This window comes from Bradyrhizobium sp. NC92, assembly GCF_025200865.1.
Taxonomy (GTDB): domain Bacteria; phylum Pseudomonadota; class Alphaproteobacteria; order Rhizobiales; family Xanthobacteraceae; genus Bradyrhizobium.
On record NZ_CP104171.1, the window covers coordinates 357,195 to 372,269 of the forward strand.

General features: G+C 66.1%; 16 protein-coding genes. 2 read left to right on the top strand and 14 right to left on the bottom strand.

Going from position 1 to position 15,075, the window contains the following annotated elements; translation table 11 throughout:
• Complete coding sequence (gene rimP, locus N2602_RS01680) at positions 1–756, bottom strand: ribosome maturation factor RimP (RefSeq protein WP_260381556.1); 756 nt, start codon at positions 754–756, stop codon at positions 1–3.
• A 359-nt stretch (positions 757–1,115) separates the two neighbouring features.
• Here rimP and N2602_RS01685 point away from each other — a divergent pair, with 359 nt between their 5' ends.
• Positions 1,116–2,198, top strand: coding sequence for a DUF2336 domain-containing protein (locus tag N2602_RS01685; RefSeq protein ID WP_260381557.1), 1,083 nt, complete (start codon positions 1,116–1,118; stop codon positions 2,196–2,198).
• 126 nt (positions 2,199–2,324) lie between these two features.
• On the opposite strand, the gene trmB is transcribed toward N2602_RS01685, so the two are convergent.
• The 13 genes from trmB to N2602_RS01750 all read right to left on the bottom strand — a co-directional run bounded on the left by trmB (position 2,325) and on the right by N2602_RS01750 (position 14,063).
• Entirely contained in the window at positions 2,325–3,038 is a 714-nt protein-coding gene (gene trmB / locus N2602_RS01690; RefSeq protein WP_212257695.1) for a tRNA (guanosine(46)-N7)-methyltransferase TrmB, read from the bottom strand.
• Positions 3,035–4,192, bottom strand: coding sequence for a M20 family metallopeptidase (locus tag N2602_RS01695; protein ID WP_260381558.1), 1,158 nt, complete (start codon positions 4,190–4,192; stop codon positions 3,035–3,037). Before N2602_RS01695 ends, trmB begins: the two co-directional genes overlap by 4 nt.
• 86 nt (positions 4,193–4,278) lie before the next feature.
• Positions 4,279–4,692: a helix-turn-helix domain-containing protein gene (locus N2602_RS01700; RefSeq protein WP_018319423.1), complete on the bottom strand. Its 414-nt coding sequence runs from the start codon at positions 4,690–4,692 to the stop codon at positions 4,279–4,281.
• 218 nt (positions 4,693–4,910) lie between these two features.
• Positions 4,911–6,524, bottom strand: a complete 1,614-nt coding sequence (lnt, locus tag N2602_RS01705; protein WP_260381559.1) for an apolipoprotein N-acyltransferase — start codon at positions 6,522–6,524, stop codon at positions 4,911–4,913.
• Positions 6,521–7,639, bottom strand: coding sequence for a hemolysin family protein (locus N2602_RS01710; protein WP_246709078.1), 1,119 nt, complete (start codon positions 7,637–7,639; stop codon positions 6,521–6,523). Before N2602_RS01710 ends, lnt begins: the two co-directional genes overlap by 4 nt.
• A 1-nt stretch (position 7,640) precedes the next feature.
• Positions 7,641–8,150 (bottom strand): rRNA maturation RNase YbeY, encoded by a 510-nt coding sequence (gene ybeY / locus N2602_RS01715; protein WP_260381560.1) that lies wholly within the window; start codon positions 8,148–8,150, stop codon positions 7,641–7,643.
• 59 nt (positions 8,151–8,209) lie between these two features.
• On the bottom strand, positions 8,210–9,205 hold the full coding sequence (locus N2602_RS01720; RefSeq protein WP_172789366.1) for a PhoH family protein: 996 nt from the start codon (positions 9,203–9,205) through the stop codon (positions 8,210–8,212).
• 64 nt (positions 9,206–9,269) lie between these two features.
• Positions 9,270–10,664 (bottom strand): tRNA (N6-isopentenyl adenosine(37)-C2)-methylthiotransferase MiaB, encoded by a 1,395-nt coding sequence (gene miaB / locus N2602_RS01725; RefSeq protein ID WP_260381561.1) that lies wholly within the window; start codon positions 10,662–10,664, stop codon positions 9,270–9,272.
• 192 nt (positions 10,665–10,856) lie between these two features.
• Positions 10,857–11,537, bottom strand: a complete 681-nt coding sequence (locus N2602_RS01730; RefSeq protein WP_260383819.1) for an HAD family hydrolase — start codon at positions 11,535–11,537, stop codon at positions 10,857–10,859.
• 52 nt (positions 11,538–11,589) lie between these two features.
• Positions 11,590–12,045: a Fur family transcriptional regulator gene (locus tag N2602_RS01735; protein WP_172789368.1), complete on the bottom strand. Its 456-nt coding sequence runs from the start codon at positions 12,043–12,045 to the stop codon at positions 11,590–11,592.
• Positions 12,046–12,083: 38 nt separating this feature from the next.
• Positions 12,084–12,569, bottom strand: coding sequence for a ribosomal protein S18-alanine N-acetyltransferase (gene rimI, locus N2602_RS01740; protein WP_172789369.1), 486 nt, complete (start codon positions 12,567–12,569; stop codon positions 12,084–12,086).
• Positions 12,566–13,261: a tRNA (adenosine(37)-N6)-threonylcarbamoyltransferase complex dimerization subunit type 1 TsaB gene (gene tsaB / locus N2602_RS01745; RefSeq protein WP_172789370.1), complete on the bottom strand. Its 696-nt coding sequence runs from the start codon at positions 13,259–13,261 to the stop codon at positions 12,566–12,568. The genes rimI and tsaB overlap by 4 nt, the downstream gene beginning before the upstream one ends.
• 160 nt (positions 13,262–13,421) lie before the next feature.
• Positions 13,422–14,063 carry a carbonic anhydrase gene (locus N2602_RS01750; RefSeq protein WP_172789371.1) on the bottom strand — a complete coding sequence of 214 codons (642 nt, stop codon included), beginning with the start codon at positions 14,061–14,063 and terminating at the stop codon, positions 13,422–13,424.
• Positions 14,064–14,168: 105 nt separating this feature from the next.
• On the opposite strand from N2602_RS01750, the gene N2602_RS01755 reads away from it, so the two are divergent.
• Positions 14,169–15,050 (top strand): CoA ester lyase, encoded by an 882-nt coding sequence (locus N2602_RS01755; RefSeq protein WP_260381562.1) that lies wholly within the window; start codon positions 14,169–14,171, stop codon positions 15,048–15,050.
• The last annotated feature ends 25 nt before the right edge of the window (positions 15,051–15,075 follow it).

The following is a 15,075-nucleotide window of genomic DNA, read 5'->3' on the forward strand; positions in this document are numbered from 1 at the left end:
CTAGTCTCCTTGGTCAGGCTCGATCTCGCCGCGCCGCGCGCGTTCGGCGGCAAGGCGATGTTTCTTCGTGTTGGTCGGGGCCGGCTTCTTCTTCGGCTTGGTGTTCTTGGTGGTCTTCTCGCTGATCTTGGCGTGCGGTGCCTGCGGCGGCTCGAGACCGAGATTGCGCCGCATCTCGCGCGCCTCGGCCTTGCCGCGGCGCATGGATTCGGCGATCAACTCGTCAGTCAGCACCAGCCGCGCATCGCCGATATCCTCCATGGTCAGGAGAACGTCGGCCTCGTCGCCAGCCTTGGCATCGTCGCGATGCAGATGCACGCGGTCGCCCTCGACCGCGCCGAGCGTGCCGCGGAAGCGCTTCCGCCCGTCATGGGCGACCGCCATCTCGATCTTCACCAGATGCCCGCAATAGCGCTCGAAATCGGAGCGGCGCACCAGCGGACGGTCGATCCCCGGCGAGGAGATCTCCAGCCGATAGGCGCGGTCGATGGGATCGGCGACGTCGAGCACGGGCGACAGGGCCCGCGAGATCGCCTCGCAATCCTCGATCTGCATCGAGCCGTCGGGCCGCTCGGCCATGATCTGCACGGTGCAGCCTGCTTCCCCGGAAATGCGGATCCGGACCAGGCGGTAGCCCATGCCCTGGAGCACGGGACCAGCCACTGCGGACACCCTTGCCGCGACGCCGGGCTCGACCACGAGCCGCGGCTCGGCCAGCAATTCGGCATCCGTGGAACCAGGGTTCGGTTCGGTCATGTCCAGGGTCAGGGCGCTCGATGGTTAAGGCTTGGTTACGATTTCAAAGCCCGCTTCGGAACTTTCCCGACGACGCGTCGGGCGCATCTCCCGCCGAGCCGCGTTCAGGTAATAAAAAAGAGCGGGTCCTTTCGGGCCCACTCTCACTACGCGGATCGTATGAGAAGATGAATTGGCGCTGATATAGCGCTTTCTTAACCCCCGGACAAGGCCCATTGCAGCGAGAACGGGGGCCTTTTTGCGCCCGTCTGCAGGCCCTGCGCAACGCTTCCTTCATCAAGCAGGCCTAGATTTTCCGATTGTGGGGCGGCTTGAACCAAGGGCGCACCCGCGGCGTGCCCCGTTCGAGTTGCGTTTTCATGACCGTTGCCACGTCGCTCATTCCTGGACTGGACGATATCGTCAAGCGCGGCGATCCGCGCCGCCGCGGTGAGATCGCGCGTGCCATCTCTCAATTGTTCTTCCGGGACGCGGACAAGCTCCGCCCCGAGCTGATCGATCTCTTCGACAATCTCCTGATCGATCTCGTCCCCCATGCCGAGCTCGCCTCCCGCGCTGATCTGGCCGAGCGCTTCTCGCGCCTGAACAACGCGCCGCCGCACCTCGTCAATCAGCTCGCGCGCGAGAACGAGATCATGGTGGCCGGCCCCGTGCTGCGCCGCTCGCCCGTGCTCGACGATGCGGCTCTGGTCGAGATCGCGCGCTTGAAGGGCCAGGGCCATCTGCTGGCGATGACGGAGCGTCCCGCTTTGTCACCCGCCGTCACCGACGTGCTGGTCGAGCGCGGCGATCGCGACGTGGTGCGGCGTGCCGCCGCCAATGCCGGTGCGGTGTTCTCGCCAGGCAGCTATTCCGAGATGATCAAGCGCGCGGCGCAGGACGGCGTGCTGACGCTCAAGATCGGTCAGCGCAACGACCTTTCCGGCGAGAATCTGAAGCTGCTGCTGGACGGGACGCTCGACGTCATCCGCCGTCGTCTCTCCACCGTGGTCAATCCCGTGCGCCAGGTCGAGATCAAGCGCGCGATGGCCGCGATCGAGGAGGCCGCGCTGCCGCCGGGCCCGCGCCGCGATTTCTCCGCGGCACAACGCACGGTGCTGACCTTGAATCGCGAGGGCCATCTCGGCGAGAGCGCGCTGCTCGGTTTCGCCAAGGCGCACAAATACGAGGAATCGGTCGCCGCGCTGTCGGCGATGTCGGGCGTTCGCCTCCAGGTCCTCGACCGCCTGATCGCGGGCGACCGCTACGATCCGCTGCTGATCCTGGGCCGCGTGCTGAACCTCGGCTGGCCCACGGTGCGCGCGCTCATCCTGCTCTGGTACGGCTCGAACCGCACGCCGGCCGATGCCGACATCGAGACCGCGCGCGTGAACTTCACGCGCCTGATGCCGACGACCGCCGAGCGCGTCGTGAATTTCTGGCGCAACCGGCAGACGATTTAGTTCCGCGCGTCGTCATTGCGAGCGTAGCGAAGCAATCCAGAAATCTCTCCGAGCAGGCACTCGGGATTGCTTCGTTCGCCAGCGCAAATTGCTTTGCAATTTATCGCGGGCTCCTCGCAATGACGGCTAATCGACCCGCCTGAACCGCAGATACGCCGCCTTGCGCCCTTCGCGCGCGGCCTTTCGGCCGTAGCGCGTCATGGTGTAGCCCGGCCATGGCTGCCGGAAATCGTCGGCGCGTTCGGCGAGCCAGACGAAGTCTGGCGAACGCGCAAGATGCGACAGGGTCCAGGCGCAGTAATCGTCGATGTCGCAGACGAAACGGAATTCACCATTCGGCCTGAGCACGCGCGCCATTGCCGCGATGGTGCGGTCCTGGACGAAGCGCCGCTTCCAGTGTCGCCGCTTCGGCCAGGGATCGGGATGGATCAAATCGATCCGCGACAGCGACTCCCGGGGCAGCCAGGCGAGCAGCTCGGCGGCATCGCCCGCGAACAGGCGGATATTGCCGATGTTGGCCGCCTCGATCTGCGCGAGGATCTTGGCCATGCCGTTGACATAGGGCTCGCAGCCGATGAAGCCGGTGGCGGGAAAGTTTTGCGCCTCGGCCGCGAGATGCTCGCCGCCGCCGAAGCCGATCTCGAGCCTGATGTCGTCGGCTGCGGGATCGAAGATGTCGCGGGCGTCCGCCGGCGCCTCACCCTCGATATCGAGCGCAAGATGCGGCAGCAGCTGCTCGATCAACCCGGCCTGGTGTTGCCTGAGCTTGTGGCCCTTGCGGCGCCCGAAGAAGGCGCGCTCGCTGTCGTCGCGATCGGGGGTTGACTTGCGTTCGCTCATCGCAGCGTCTGATAAAGGCGATGGAGCAGCCGCGCGCGTGGTGCCAGTGAGGAGACATAGAGCTGCTCGTAATGGGTGTGCGCGCCCTTGCCGTCGACGCCGAGCCCGTCGAGAGTCGCGGTGTGCGGGGCGGTGAAATTGCCGTCCGAGCCGCCGCCGGTATGGGTGTCGATCAGCTCGAAGCCGATCTCGCTGGCGAGCGTTCGGGCATGCTCGTACAGCGATGCGCCTGCATTGCTCTTCTCGTAAGGCGGCCGGTTGAGCTCGCCGGTGACCATGACGGTGACGCCGTCGGTCTTCGATCGCAGCCCGAGGATCTTGCCGACGAACTCGTCCGCGTCCTTGAGGCTCACCACGCGCAGATCGACTTCCGCATAGGCATCCTCGGGCGTGACGTTGGGACGCGTGCCGCCGCGCACCACACCGACATTGACGGTGACGCCGCGCGCCAGATCGTTCATCCCTTCCAGCGCCAGGATGACGTTGCCGAGTTCGCGGACGGCGCTGCGGCCGTCTTCGGGTCGCGAGCCGGCATGCGCGGGCACGCCCTTGATGAAAACCCGGAAGCGACCGACGCCCTTGCGTCCGGTCACGATCTTGCCGCCGTCGCGCGCCGGCTCGGTCACCAGCACATATTTGGCCTTGCGCCCTTCCTTTTCGATCAGCGCGCGCGACGTCGGGCTGCCGATCTCCTCGTCGGAGGTGAACAGATGCGTGATGCCGAGCGGCGAGCGATCGCCCGTCGCGCAAAGCGCGCGGAAGGCGTGATGGGCGATGTAGGCGCCGCCCTTCATGTCGTAGATGCCCGGGCCGAACGCGACGTCGCCTTCGACCTTGAACGGCAGGCGCTCGATGAAGCCCATGGGATGGACGGTATCGAGGTGGCTCAGCACCAGGATGCCCGGCTGCTCCTGCCCCCAATTCGTGCGCGCCACGAGATGGTCTCCGCAGCCGTCCGTGCCGGCGATGCGCTCGAGCGTGACGGGCAGGTCGCAGTATTGCTCCGCGACCACGGAGACCAGCTTGTTGACCTGTTCAGGTGCTTCCGTCGGTGTCTCGATCTCCACCCAGCGGCGGATGCCATCGAGAATAGTTTGTGAATCGAACCAATTGGAGTCGGTCATGGGCGCATCTGTGCCTTTGAATCGCATCATCGCAGCGGACGCGCATCAAAGCGCGGTCGTAAATGACGACATAGGCCAGATTTGATGCAGTCTCAAATCGCCGTGGAGATGGCGATTCAGCGCTTGTCGGGGCCTTCGCGGGCCGCGATCTGCTCGACCAGATCGACGATCGAGCGGCGCATCTTCGAATCCGTGATTCGCGTGAACGCCTTGGTCAAGGCGAGCCCTTCGGAAGTGGCGAGAAAGTCCGAGACGTAAGAGGGCGAGGCGCCCTCGCTGAAGCCATCCGGACCCGGCACGCCGCTCGGGCCGCCCTCGAACAGGAAGGACACCGGCACCTGCAGAATCTCCGCGATCTGCTGGATGCGGCTCGCGCCGACCCGGTTGGTGCCCTTCTCGTATTTCTGAATCTGCTGGAAAGTCAGGCCCAAAGCTTCACCGAGCTTTTCCTGGCTCATGCCCAACATGATGCGGCGCATGCGCACGCGACTGCCGACATATTTGTCAACAGGGTTGGGCGCTTTCGACATTTCCTCAGCCCTCCAAACACCACCTTCGGCGCAATGACCAAGCATGCCTCGGGTGCAACATCGCAAAATCAAACCCTGTTATTGGGAAACATTGCGGAGAAATTTAGCAACGCACCACTGTCTTTTGCAGCCGGTGCAGAATGGGGAGCCCGTGTGCAGTCTGTCAACCGTGGGACTACGGTTGTCAAAGGATTCCGGCCGCTGCGGCGGCGGCGCGATCAGGGCTGGCGTTTGCCTATTCGTCGGCGGACCGCCAACAGCACGGCCACCGCGACGAGCATCGCTGCGGGCACATCACCCACCCGTGCATAAACGGTCGGTGGGATCGCCGTCGGCAGATTTGCATCCAAAATGCCCTCGATGCCGAGACCGAGGCTCGCCACCGTGCGGCCGACCGGATCGATCACTGCGGAGATGCCGGTATTGGCCGAGCGGACCAGCGGCAATCCGAGCTCGATCGCGCGCATCCGCGACTGCTCCAGGTGCTGGTAGGGACCGGTCGAGATGCCGAACCAGCCGTCATTGGTGAGGTTCACGATCCAGCCCGGACGTTCGTTGCGTGCGGCCACTTCGTCGGGAAAGATCGCCTCGTAACAGATCAGCGGCAGCGCCGGCGGCGCGCCGGCAACGGGGAGCGCATGCCGCACGGTCCCTGGAATGAAGCCGCCGCGCACACGCGTCAGTTGCTCGAAACCGAGCTTCTCCATCAACGACTGGTAGGGAAGAAATTCTCCGAATGGGACCAGGTGCAGCTTGTCGTACACGGCGAGCACGCTGCCGTCGTGATCGATCACGTAGATCGAGTTGTAGGCGCGCGTGATCGGCGTGCCCCGCGGCAGGTCAGGCGCACGGACCGATCCCGTGATCAGCACCGTGCCCTTCGGCAAGAGATCGGCGATTTGCGCCATCGCGTCGGCTTCGCGGGTCAGGAAGAACGGAAAGGCGGATTCCGGCCAGATCAGGATGGTGGCATCGCGCACGCCGGTCGATTGCGGCCCGGAGGCGCGGTCCGACAGCGCGAGGTACTTCTTCATTACCTCCGGCTTGGCGGCGTAGTTGAATTTCGCGTCCTGCTGCAGGTTGGGCTGCATCAGGCGCAGCTTGGCGTCCTCCACCATCGTGGTCGGATGCAGCGCCAGGCGGATCGCGCCGAAGATGCTCATGACAACCAGGAGCGCGAGCGCCGCGGCCGGCACCCGCCATTGCAGGCGCCGATCGGGCGTGCGGTCGATCAGCGTCGCCGGGCTCGCGAAGATCGCGACCGTCAGGAACGTCATGCCCCACAGGCCGATCAGCGAGGCCGTCTGCGCCAGCGGCAACGGCTCGGAGAGGGCATATCCGAACGCGTTCCAGGGAAAGCCGGTCAGCGCATGACCGCGCAGCCATTCGCTGATGGTGAGGCTCGCTGCGAGCGCCAGCACGCGCGTGGCGTTCTTGCTCCAGAGCAGCCGCGCCAGCGCAAAGCCGATCGCCGTGAAGATCGCAAGATAGGCCGGTAGGCCCAGCACCGCGAACGGCGTCAGCCAGGCGAATATGTCGGCTTCGACGAAGAAGGCATAGCCGATCCAGTAGAGGCCGGGCACGAAATAGCCGAGCCCGAACCAGTAGCCGGTCAAGGCCGCCGCGGGCACGCCGCCATAGCGGCCGGCCCCGGCGCCGTCGATCAGCCAGACCAGCACCGGGAAGGTGACGAACAGCACCGGAAAGAGGTTGAACGGCGCCAGCGCCAGCACCGACAGCGCGCCGGCCGCCATGGCGACGATGGCGCGCTGCCATCCCCAGGTGAGGATGATGGCCAGCGCAATTTGCCGAAGGCGCTGCGATGGGCTCACTGCGGGCCGGTCCCGTCGCTCGGCGGCGGCGTGGGCGTGTCGCTGGCCGGCGCTTGTCCGCTCTCCGGCGCGGCTTCACGGCGCCGGCTCTCGCGCTGGGTGCGGGGCGCCGGGCGCTCCTTCCGCGTCGCGATGCGCAGCCGCTTGACGCGGCGCGGATCGGCATCGAGCACCTCGACCTCGTAATTGCCGGGGCCCGAGATCACCTCGCCGCGCACCGGCAGGCGCCCGACGAAGCTGACGAGATAGCCGCCCAGCGTCTCCACCTCCTCGCCGGCCTCGCCGGTGACGAAGTCTTCGCCGATCACCGAGCGGACGTCGTCGAGGCTGGCGCGGGCGTCGGCGATGAAGGCGTTGTCGGGGAGGCGCACGATCGAGGGCGGCTCGTCGCTGTCGTGCTCGTCGTCGATCTCGCCGACGATCTGCTCGACGATGTCCTCGATCGAGACCAGCCCGTCGCTGCCGCCATATTCGTCGACCACCAGCGCCAGATGGATGCGCGAGGCCTGCATCTGCGCGAGCAGGTCGATCGCCCGCATCGACGGCGGCACGTAGAGCAGCTTGCGAATGATGTGCGCCTCGTGAAGCGGCAGCGCGAGATCCACCGCGCGCAAGTCAAGCCCGGCCGGCAGCGGCTTCTTGCGCTTGGTCTTGGTGGCTTCCGACACGCGGGCACGCGCGGTCATGAAAGCGAGCAGGTCGCGGATGTGGACGATGCCGACGGGATCGTCGAGCGTCTCGTCGAAGACCACGAGGCGCGAATGGCCGGCGCTCTCGAAGCGGTCCATCAATTCCCCGAGCGGGATGTCGCGCTTCACCGCGATGATGTCGGCGCGATGCACCATGACGTCGGCGATGCGGCGCTCGTGCAGGCCGAGAATGTTGCGCAGCATGGTGCGCTCGACCGCGGAGAAACCGGTGTCGTCGGGCGTCGAGGCGTCGAGCACGACCTGGAGGTCATCGCGCACCGACCCCGCCTTCCAGCCGAACAGCGTGCGGATGGCGCGCAGCAGCCAGCTATCGGCGGTCGGGCGCAGCACCTCGCCCGGCGTCACCACGGCCGGCAGATTGGCCGTGGTGCGCGGATTGTCGTGGGTAGGCTCGGAATCCGGCATCTCAGTGCGTCCCCGGGCGGTCGGCATAGGGATCGGGGATGCCGAGATGAGCGAGGATCTCCGTTTCGAGCGCTTCCATCTCTTCGGCGTCGCTCTCGTTCTCGTGGTCGTAGCCGATCAGGTGCAGGAAGCCGTGCACGGCGAGGTGGCTCAAATGATGGTCGAACGGCTTGTGTTCCTCGTCGGCCTCGCGCCGCATGGTCTCGTAGGCGATCGCGACGTCGCCGAGCATGCGCGGCGCATCGCCCGGCTTCCAGGCGCCCTCCGGCTGCAGCGCGGGAAACGATAGCACGTTGGTCGGCTTGTCGATGCCGCGCCAGTTGCTGTTGAGCGTGCGGATGCCGGCATCATCGGTCAGCATCACGGCCACTTCCGCGTCGGCAACGTCCTCGTCGACGCTCTCGGCGGCAGCCGCCACCGCGCGCTGGATCACGGCTTCGGAATCGGGCTCGCGCTGCCAGCAATCGGCGACGACGAGGACCTCGGTCATGGGAAGGTTGGAATGGGACATTGTGTTGTCTCGGACGAAAGGCGCCGAGCTCGCGCCCTCTTGGGTCCGGTGTTGCCTCGTCAGGACTGACCGGTGGCCGGCCGCTGCGGCGGCCCTTCGTAGGCGGCGACGATCCGCGCCACGAGCTCGTGGCGGATCACGTCCTCGGCCTTGAAATGAACCTGGGCGATGCCCTCGACGCCGCTCAAGAGGCGGGTCGCCTCGGCCAGGCCCGAGGTCTGGCCGTTCGGCAGGTCGATCTGCGAGGGATCGCCGGTCACGATCATGCGGCTGTTCTCGCCGAGACGGGTCAGGAACATCTTCATCTGCATCGACGTGGTGTTCTGGGCCTCGTCCAGGATGATGGCGGCGTTGGTCAGCGTGCGGCCGCGCATGAAGGCGAGCGGCGCGATCTCGATCTCGCCGGTCTGCAGCGCGCGCTCGACGATCCGCGCATCCATGAGGTCGTAGAGCGCATCGTAGATCGGGCGCAGATACGGATCGACCTTCTCGCGGAGATCGCCAGGCAAAAAGCCGAGCCGCTCGCCGGCTTCCACCGCCGGACGCGACAGGATGATCTTGTCGACCTCCTTGCGCTCGAACAGCTGCGCGGCGTGCGCGACGGCGAGCCAGGTCTTGCCGGTGCCGGCGGGGCCGATGCCGAACACCAGCTCGTGGCGCTTCAGCGCGCGGATGTAGGAGTCCTGCGCAGCGGTACGCGCACGCACCGGGCGCTTGCGTAAGTTGATGCTGTCGAAGGTGGACTTGGCTGATTTGGCGTCGAACTCGAACAGCGAGCCCTGCGCGATCACGGCGCGGATCGCGCCTTCGACCTCGCCCTGGTCGAGGTCCTGTCCCTTCACGGCCTGCGCGTAGAGCATCTCCACCACGCGGCGCGCGGCGTCGCAGCCGTCGCGGGTGCCGCCGATGGTGATGTGGTTGCCCTTGGAATCGACGACGACGCCGAGCCTCCGCTCGATCTGCGCGAGATTCTGACCGTAAGGGCCGACCAGCGCGGAAGCGGCGCGGTTGTCGTCGAGGTCGATGACGACCTGGGTCTCGGGCGGAACTTGCATGTCGCGGTCAAATTTGCGGCTGGGAGCGAACGAAGACGAATCCGATGCGCTTTTGGGCAAGGGTTCAGGCTCCACTGGCTTGCGATAAAGCGGGCTCGCGCGCCTTGCGCGGCGTCACGAGCTCGCCGAGAAAACTGTAGCGCTCGAGGCTGTCGATCCTGACGGGCAGGATCTGTCCGATGATGTCGGGCGGGGCCATCACATGGGCGGGCTGCAGGTAGGCGGTGCGGCCGACGATCTGGCCGTCCTTGCGCGCCGGACGCTCGAACAGCACGTCGACCGTTGAGCCAATCGCGGCCTTGTTGAAGGCCGATTGCTGGCTGTCGATCAGTTCCTGGAGCCGCTCCAATCGCTGGTCCATCTCGGCGGGGGACACCGTCTCCTGCATGTCCGCGGCCGGCGTTCCCGGCCGGGCGGAGTATTTGAACGAATAAGCCGCAGCGTAGCCGATTTGCGTGACAAGCGCGAGGGTGGCGAGAAAATCTTGCTCGTTCTCCCCGGGGAAGCCGACGATGAAATCCGATGAAAAAGCAATGTCTTGGCGCGCGGACCGAAAACGGTCGATGACCCGCCGGTAATCATCGGCGGTATGTTTGCGGTTCATGGCCGCCAAAATGCGGTCCGAGCCCGACTGCACCGGCAGGTGCACGAACGGCATCAAGGCGCCGAGGTCGCGGTGGGCTGCAATCAGGCTGTCGTCGACGTCGCGGGGATGGCTGGTCGAGTAACGCAGCCGCGCGATGCCGGGAATCGCCGCCAGATGTGCGAGCAGCCGGCCGAGCGGCCAGGTTTTTCCGTCCGGCCCCTCGCCGTGATAGGCGTTGACGTTCTGCCCGATCAGCGTGAGCTCGCGCACGCCGTTGTCGGCGAGCCGCTTCACGTCGTCGACGATCTTCGCCACCGGGCGCGAGACTTCGGCGCCGCGCGTATAGGGCACGACGCAGAAGGTGCAGAACTTGTCGCAACCTTCCTGCACCGTGACGAAGGCGGAAATGCCGCGCGCGCGGATCGCGTCGGGCTTCGGCTGGGCCAGGAAGCCGAACTTGTCGGCGGCGGGAAACTCGGTCTCGATCGCGCGGCCTTCGCCCTCGGCGCGCTTCAACAGCTCCGGCAGATGATGATAGCTCTGCGGACCCACCACGACGTCGACGACAGGCGCGCGGCGCACGATCTCCTCGCCCTCGGCCTGCGCCACGCAGCCGGCAACCGCGATTTTCATCGCGCGGCCCGCACGCGCGGCCTCGTCCTTGGCGACGCGCAGGCGGCCGAGCTCGGAATAGACCTTCTCCGAGGCCTTCTCGCGGATATGGCAGGTGTTGAGGATGACGAGATCGGCATCCTCTGCGCTCGCCGTCTCCACGAATCCTTCCGGGGCCAGCGTGTCCACCATGCGCTGGGCATCGTAGACGTTCATCTGGCAGCCATATGATTTGATGTGCAGCTTGCGCGGCGGCGTCATGGAACCCGAAATGGAGGTGGAGGACGGCCCTCAGATATAGGCTGGAGGGCCGAAAATCCAGCGAATGCGGCCTCTTTCGGCCCGTCATTCCGGGGCGCGCGCCAGCGCGAACCCGGAATCCAGAGGTTTTACTGCGAGATTCCGGGTTCACGCGCGTCGCGCGTGCCCCGGAATGACGGTCCGGGACAACAATCAACCCGCCAGAGCGTCCGCCTCGACCCGCCGAACCAGGTCCGGCAACTGATGCATGTCGGCAAAAGTTAAGTCGGCGCCGGCTTGGCGCAGGGTCTCGGCATGGCCGCTCCCGCAATGGCTGCCCCCGTAAAAGCCGAACACTTTCATACCGGCCGCCCGCGCGCCGGCGATGCCGGCCAGGCTGTCCTCGATCACGACGCAGCGCTCGGGCGGGACGCCCATTTGGCTCGCCGCGAACAGGAACAGGTCAGGTGCTGGCTTGCCGTTCTTGACCTGCGAGGCCGAGAAGATATTTGGCGCGAGACGCTCATAAAGCCCCGTGCTTCCGAGACTCACCTGCATGCGCGGATGCGAGCCGCTGGAGGCGACGCAGACGCGCTGGCTGACGACATCCAGCACATCATGGATGCCGCGGATCGCTTCCAGGTCGGCTTCGAACGAACGAAAAAGCTCGTCCTGGAGATCACCGTGATAGGCCTCGGGCAGCTTGCGGCCGAGCTCGGTTTCGATCTCGAGATTGGCCTGTTTGGTCGAGCGGCCAAGGAAGCGCGCGAACACCTGCTCCGATGTGATCGGATAGCCGTGCCGGGTCAGCACGTCAGCGTGCGCGCGACAGGAGATCACCTCGCTGTCCACGAGCACGCCGTCGCAATCGAAGATAATGAGATCGATGGGCACTAAGGCATGACCCGGAATAGTGTGAAGCGGTTTTCCGACAAGGTCATGCCAATCAAGACGTCGGCTTGTCGTCATCGAGCGGGACGCAATAGAGCTCGAGCCGGTGATCGACCAGCCGATAGCCGAGCTTGCGGGCGATCTCGGCCTGGAGCTTCTCGATCTCTTCGGAGGTGAACTCGATCACCTTGCCGTCGCGCAGATTGATGAGGTGGTCGTGATGGCTGTCGCGCATCTGCTCGTAGCGCGCGCGGCCTTCGCGGAAATCGTGGCGCTCGATGATGCCGGCGTCCTCGAACAGTTTCACGGTGCGGTAGACCGTCGAGATCGAGATCTTGTCGTCGACCGCAACGCAGCGCCGGTACAGTTCCTCGACGTCGGGATGATCGATCGCTTCGGCCAGCACGCGGGCGATGACGCGGCGCTGCTCGGTCATGCGCATGCCCGTGGCGGCGCAGCGCGCCTCGATATCGGACGCCTTGGATGCAGGAGAATGTTTCAGTGTGGTCATAGCGTTGTCTGCCTGGCGGGCGCTTTCTGCCACCGATGTTACGCCAAGTCGCGTCGCATCAGAAGGGCGTTCAATTGTTCCCCGTTGGGCTGCTTATAGTAGCGATCGCGGCGCCCGACCACCACGAATCCAGCTCGATCGTAAAGCCGCCGCGCCGGCTGGTTATTTTCCTCCACTTCCAGAAATATCGTGCGCACGCCGCGCCCGGCGAGGTGGCCGAGATGGGTCATCAGCAGCGTACGGGAGAGGCCGCGGCCGCGATAAGCCCCGTCCACCGCGACCGAGAGGATTTCCGCCTCGTCCGCGCCGATCCGCGACACCGCAAAGCCGACCGTCTTGCGGCCGAGACGCAAGCGATGCACCAGCGTGTTGCGCTCGCTCATCATGCTCTCGAACTCGCCTTCGCCCCAGCCATGCGCGAAGGCGGCGCCGTGCAGCTGCGCGAGCCGCGCGGCATCGCGCATGGTCGCGGGCTCGACGGCGGCCGTGCCGCCGCGCCACCACTCCGACAGCCATCCCATCATGAGGTCGCGGCTTGTGCTGCGCGCGGCGTCTGTGCCGCCGGCTTGGCGTCGGGCGCTTTCAGATAGAACGGCCGCGCCGGATTGGTGTCGGGATTGGCCGCCGCGCCGAGCCAGGCGATCCAGCTGATGTCGGGCGCGGGCTGCGCGTCGACCGCAACGGGTTGCGGTCCATCCTTCGGCCAACGATCGGCGAGAATCCCGGCGGCATTGCCGACCAGATGCGGCGCGCCGAATTGCGAGGCCGCGATCGCCGCGTCGATCGCGGCGACACAGGGCCGCACCAGCTGGCTGCCGTCGCCGGCGACGATCTGGAAATAGACGTGATCGTGCCGCGCATCGATCGCGGAGATCACCGGCGCCGTTCCGCTCTGGCCGACGACACCAGCGGCATAGGCCGACAGCGTCGTCAGCCCGACCGCCGGCCGTTTCGCCGCCAGCGCAAGGCCCCGCGCCGCCGAGATGCCGACGCGCAGGCCGGTGAAGCTGCCGGGCCCGACGGTGACGGCGATGCGGTCGAGCGAGGTGAAGGCGAGGCTGGCCCTCTGCATCACGCGCGCGATCATCGGCATCAGCGCCTCGGCATGGCCACGCTTCATGAGCTGCGATTCCCGGGCGAGGAGCTCGCCGGCGTCGGTATCGAGAACGGCGGCCGCGCAGGCTTCGAGCGCAGTATCGATGGCAAGGATCAGCATGAAACAGCAAACGGCGAGTGGCGAATGGAGAGCACTCTAGCGAACCAGGCGCCTGTCCGCCATTCATCACGCACGATTTGCAGGTCCCCGATATGCGCCATTTCGCAAGGAGGGCAAGCGTGCGCCTTGCGGCCAAGCCGCTCTGCCCACCGGCGAGCGGCTATGCCGCGCGCGCGTTCCTGAATTCCTTGGCCGCCTTGTCCAGCACGAACAGCGATCCCTCCGCCACGCCGAAATAGGCGCCGTGGGTCTGCATCTGGCCGCTCTCCACGGCCTTGCGCACGAACGGGAAGGTCATCAGGTTTTCCAGGCTGCGGAACACGGCGGCCTTCTCGATGCGCTCGACGAATTGCGCCATGGTCTCGTGCTCGCGCTGCTCGACCACCTCGCCCGGCTTGATGAACATCTGCATCCATTTGCCGATGAAGTCGCCGGGCGTCAGCGGCTCGATCTTGTCGACGAAGGCGCGGATGCCGCCGCATTGCGCGTGGCCGAGCACCACGATGTGCTTCACCTTCAGCACCGTCACCGCAAACTCCAGCGCTGCCGAGACGCCGTGCGCGCTTTCGTCGGGCTGATAAGTCGGCACCAGATTGGCAATGTTGCGGACGACGAAGAGCTCGCCCGGCCCCGCGTCGAAGATCACCTCGGGGGAGACCCGGGAGTCGCAGCAGCCGATCACCATGGTCTCAGGCGACTGCCCTTTGACCGAGAGTTCGCGGTAGCGGTTCTGCTCGGTCGGCAGCCGCTGGGTGGCGAAGGCCTTGTAGCCTTCCAGCAATTGCTTCGGGAATGTCGTCATGGCCCATGCCTAATCACATACCGCCAGAGCCGACAAGCCTTTCGAATGGGCAGGCCAAGTGCTATCGCCTGGGGGTCGGACGACAGACCAGGAAGGAACGCCAGCATGACCCGCCCGCGCCGCAGCCATCTGTTCATGCCCGGCTCCAACCCGCGTGCGCTGGAAAAGGCGCGCAATCTCCCCGCCGACGGCCTGATCCTCGACCTCGAGGATTCCGTCGCCCCTGAGGCCAAGGCGGCGGCGCGCGACGGCATTGCGGCGGCGATCGCCGCCAAGGGCTTTGCCAGGCGCGAGATCCTGATCCGGACCAACGGCCTCGACTCGCCCTGGTGGGCAGATGACGTCGCCATGGCCGCCAAGGCTTCGCCGGACGGCATCCTGGTTCCAAAAGTCTCGAGCGTCGAAGATCTCGAGGTGATCGGCCGCAAGCTGGCCGAGCTCGGCGCCGCGCCGACCGTCAAGGTCTGGGCCATGATCGAGACCGCGCGCGCCGTGCTGCATGCCGAGGAACTGGCCGCCGCCGGACGCGATCCATCGAGCCGCCTCTCGGGCTTCGTGTTCGGCCCGAACGACATCTCGCGCGAGACGCGGATCAGGATGCTGCCGGGCCGCGCCGCGATGATCCCGATGATCACCCATTGCATCCTGGCGACGCGCGCCCACGGCCTCGAGATCCTCGACGGCCCCTACAGCGACATCGCCAATTCCGACGGTTTCGCCACCGAATGCGCGCAAGGCCGCGACCTCGGCTTCGACGGCAAGACCCTGATCCATCCCTCCCAGATCGACGCCTGCAACGCGATCTTCACTCCGCCGGAGGAGGAAGTCGCCCGCGCGCGAAAAATCATCGCGGCGTTCGAACTGCCGGAGAACGCCTCGCGCGGCGCGATCCGTCTCGACGGCGCGATGGTGGAGCGCCTGCACGCCGACATGGCCCGGCGCACGATCGCGATTGCGGACGCGATCGCGGCGATGGGGAAGGGCTGAGGCGCGAGATTTGCTTTTCCGCGCG

Coding starts and splice junctions, on each gene's coding strand:
- rimP (WP_260381556.1), bottom strand. CDS start 756: ATGACCGAACCGAACCCTGGTTCCACGGATGCCGAATTGCTGGCCGAG.
- N2602_RS01685 (WP_260381557.1), top strand. CDS start 1,116: ATGACCGTTGCCACGTCGCTCATTCCTGGACTGGACGATATCGTCAAG.
- trmB (WP_212257695.1), bottom strand. CDS start 3,038: ATGAGCGAACGCAAGTCAACCCCCGATCGCGACGACAGCGAGCGCGCC.
- N2602_RS01695 (WP_260381558.1), bottom strand. CDS start 4,192: ATGATGCGATTCAAAGGCACAGATGCGCCCATGACCGACTCCAATTGG.
- N2602_RS01700 (WP_018319423.1), bottom strand. CDS start 4,692: ATGTCGAAAGCGCCCAACCCTGTTGACAAATATGTCGGCAGTCGCGTG.
- N2602_RS01710 (WP_246709078.1), bottom strand. CDS start 7,639: ATGCCGGATTCCGAGCCTACCCACGACAATCCGCGCACCACGGCCAAT.
- ybeY (WP_260381560.1), bottom strand. CDS start 8,150: ATGTCCCATTCCAACCTTCCCATGACCGAGGTCCTCGTCGTCGCCGAT.
- N2602_RS01720 (WP_172789366.1), bottom strand. CDS start 9,205: ATGCAAGTTCCGCCCGAGACCCAGGTCGTCATCGACCTCGACGACAAC.
- miaB (WP_260381561.1), bottom strand. CDS start 10,664: ATGACGCCGCCGCGCAAGCTGCACATCAAATCATATGGCTGCCAGATG.
- N2602_RS01735 (WP_172789368.1), bottom strand. CDS start 12,045: ATGACCACACTGAAACATTCTCCTGCATCCAAGGCGTCCGATATCGAG.
- rimI (WP_172789369.1), bottom strand. CDS start 12,569: ATGATGGGATGGCTGTCGGAGTGGTGGCGCGGCGGCACGGCCGCCGTC.
- tsaB (WP_172789370.1), bottom strand. CDS start 13,261: ATGCTGATCCTTGCCATCGATACTGCGCTCGAAGCCTGCGCGGCCGCC.
- N2602_RS01750 (WP_172789371.1), bottom strand. CDS start 14,063: ATGACGACATTCCCGAAGCAATTGCTGGAAGGCTACAAGGCCTTCGCC.
- N2602_RS01755 (WP_260381562.1), top strand. CDS start 14,169: ATGACCCGCCCGCGCCGCAGCCATCTGTTCATGCCCGGCTCCAACCCG.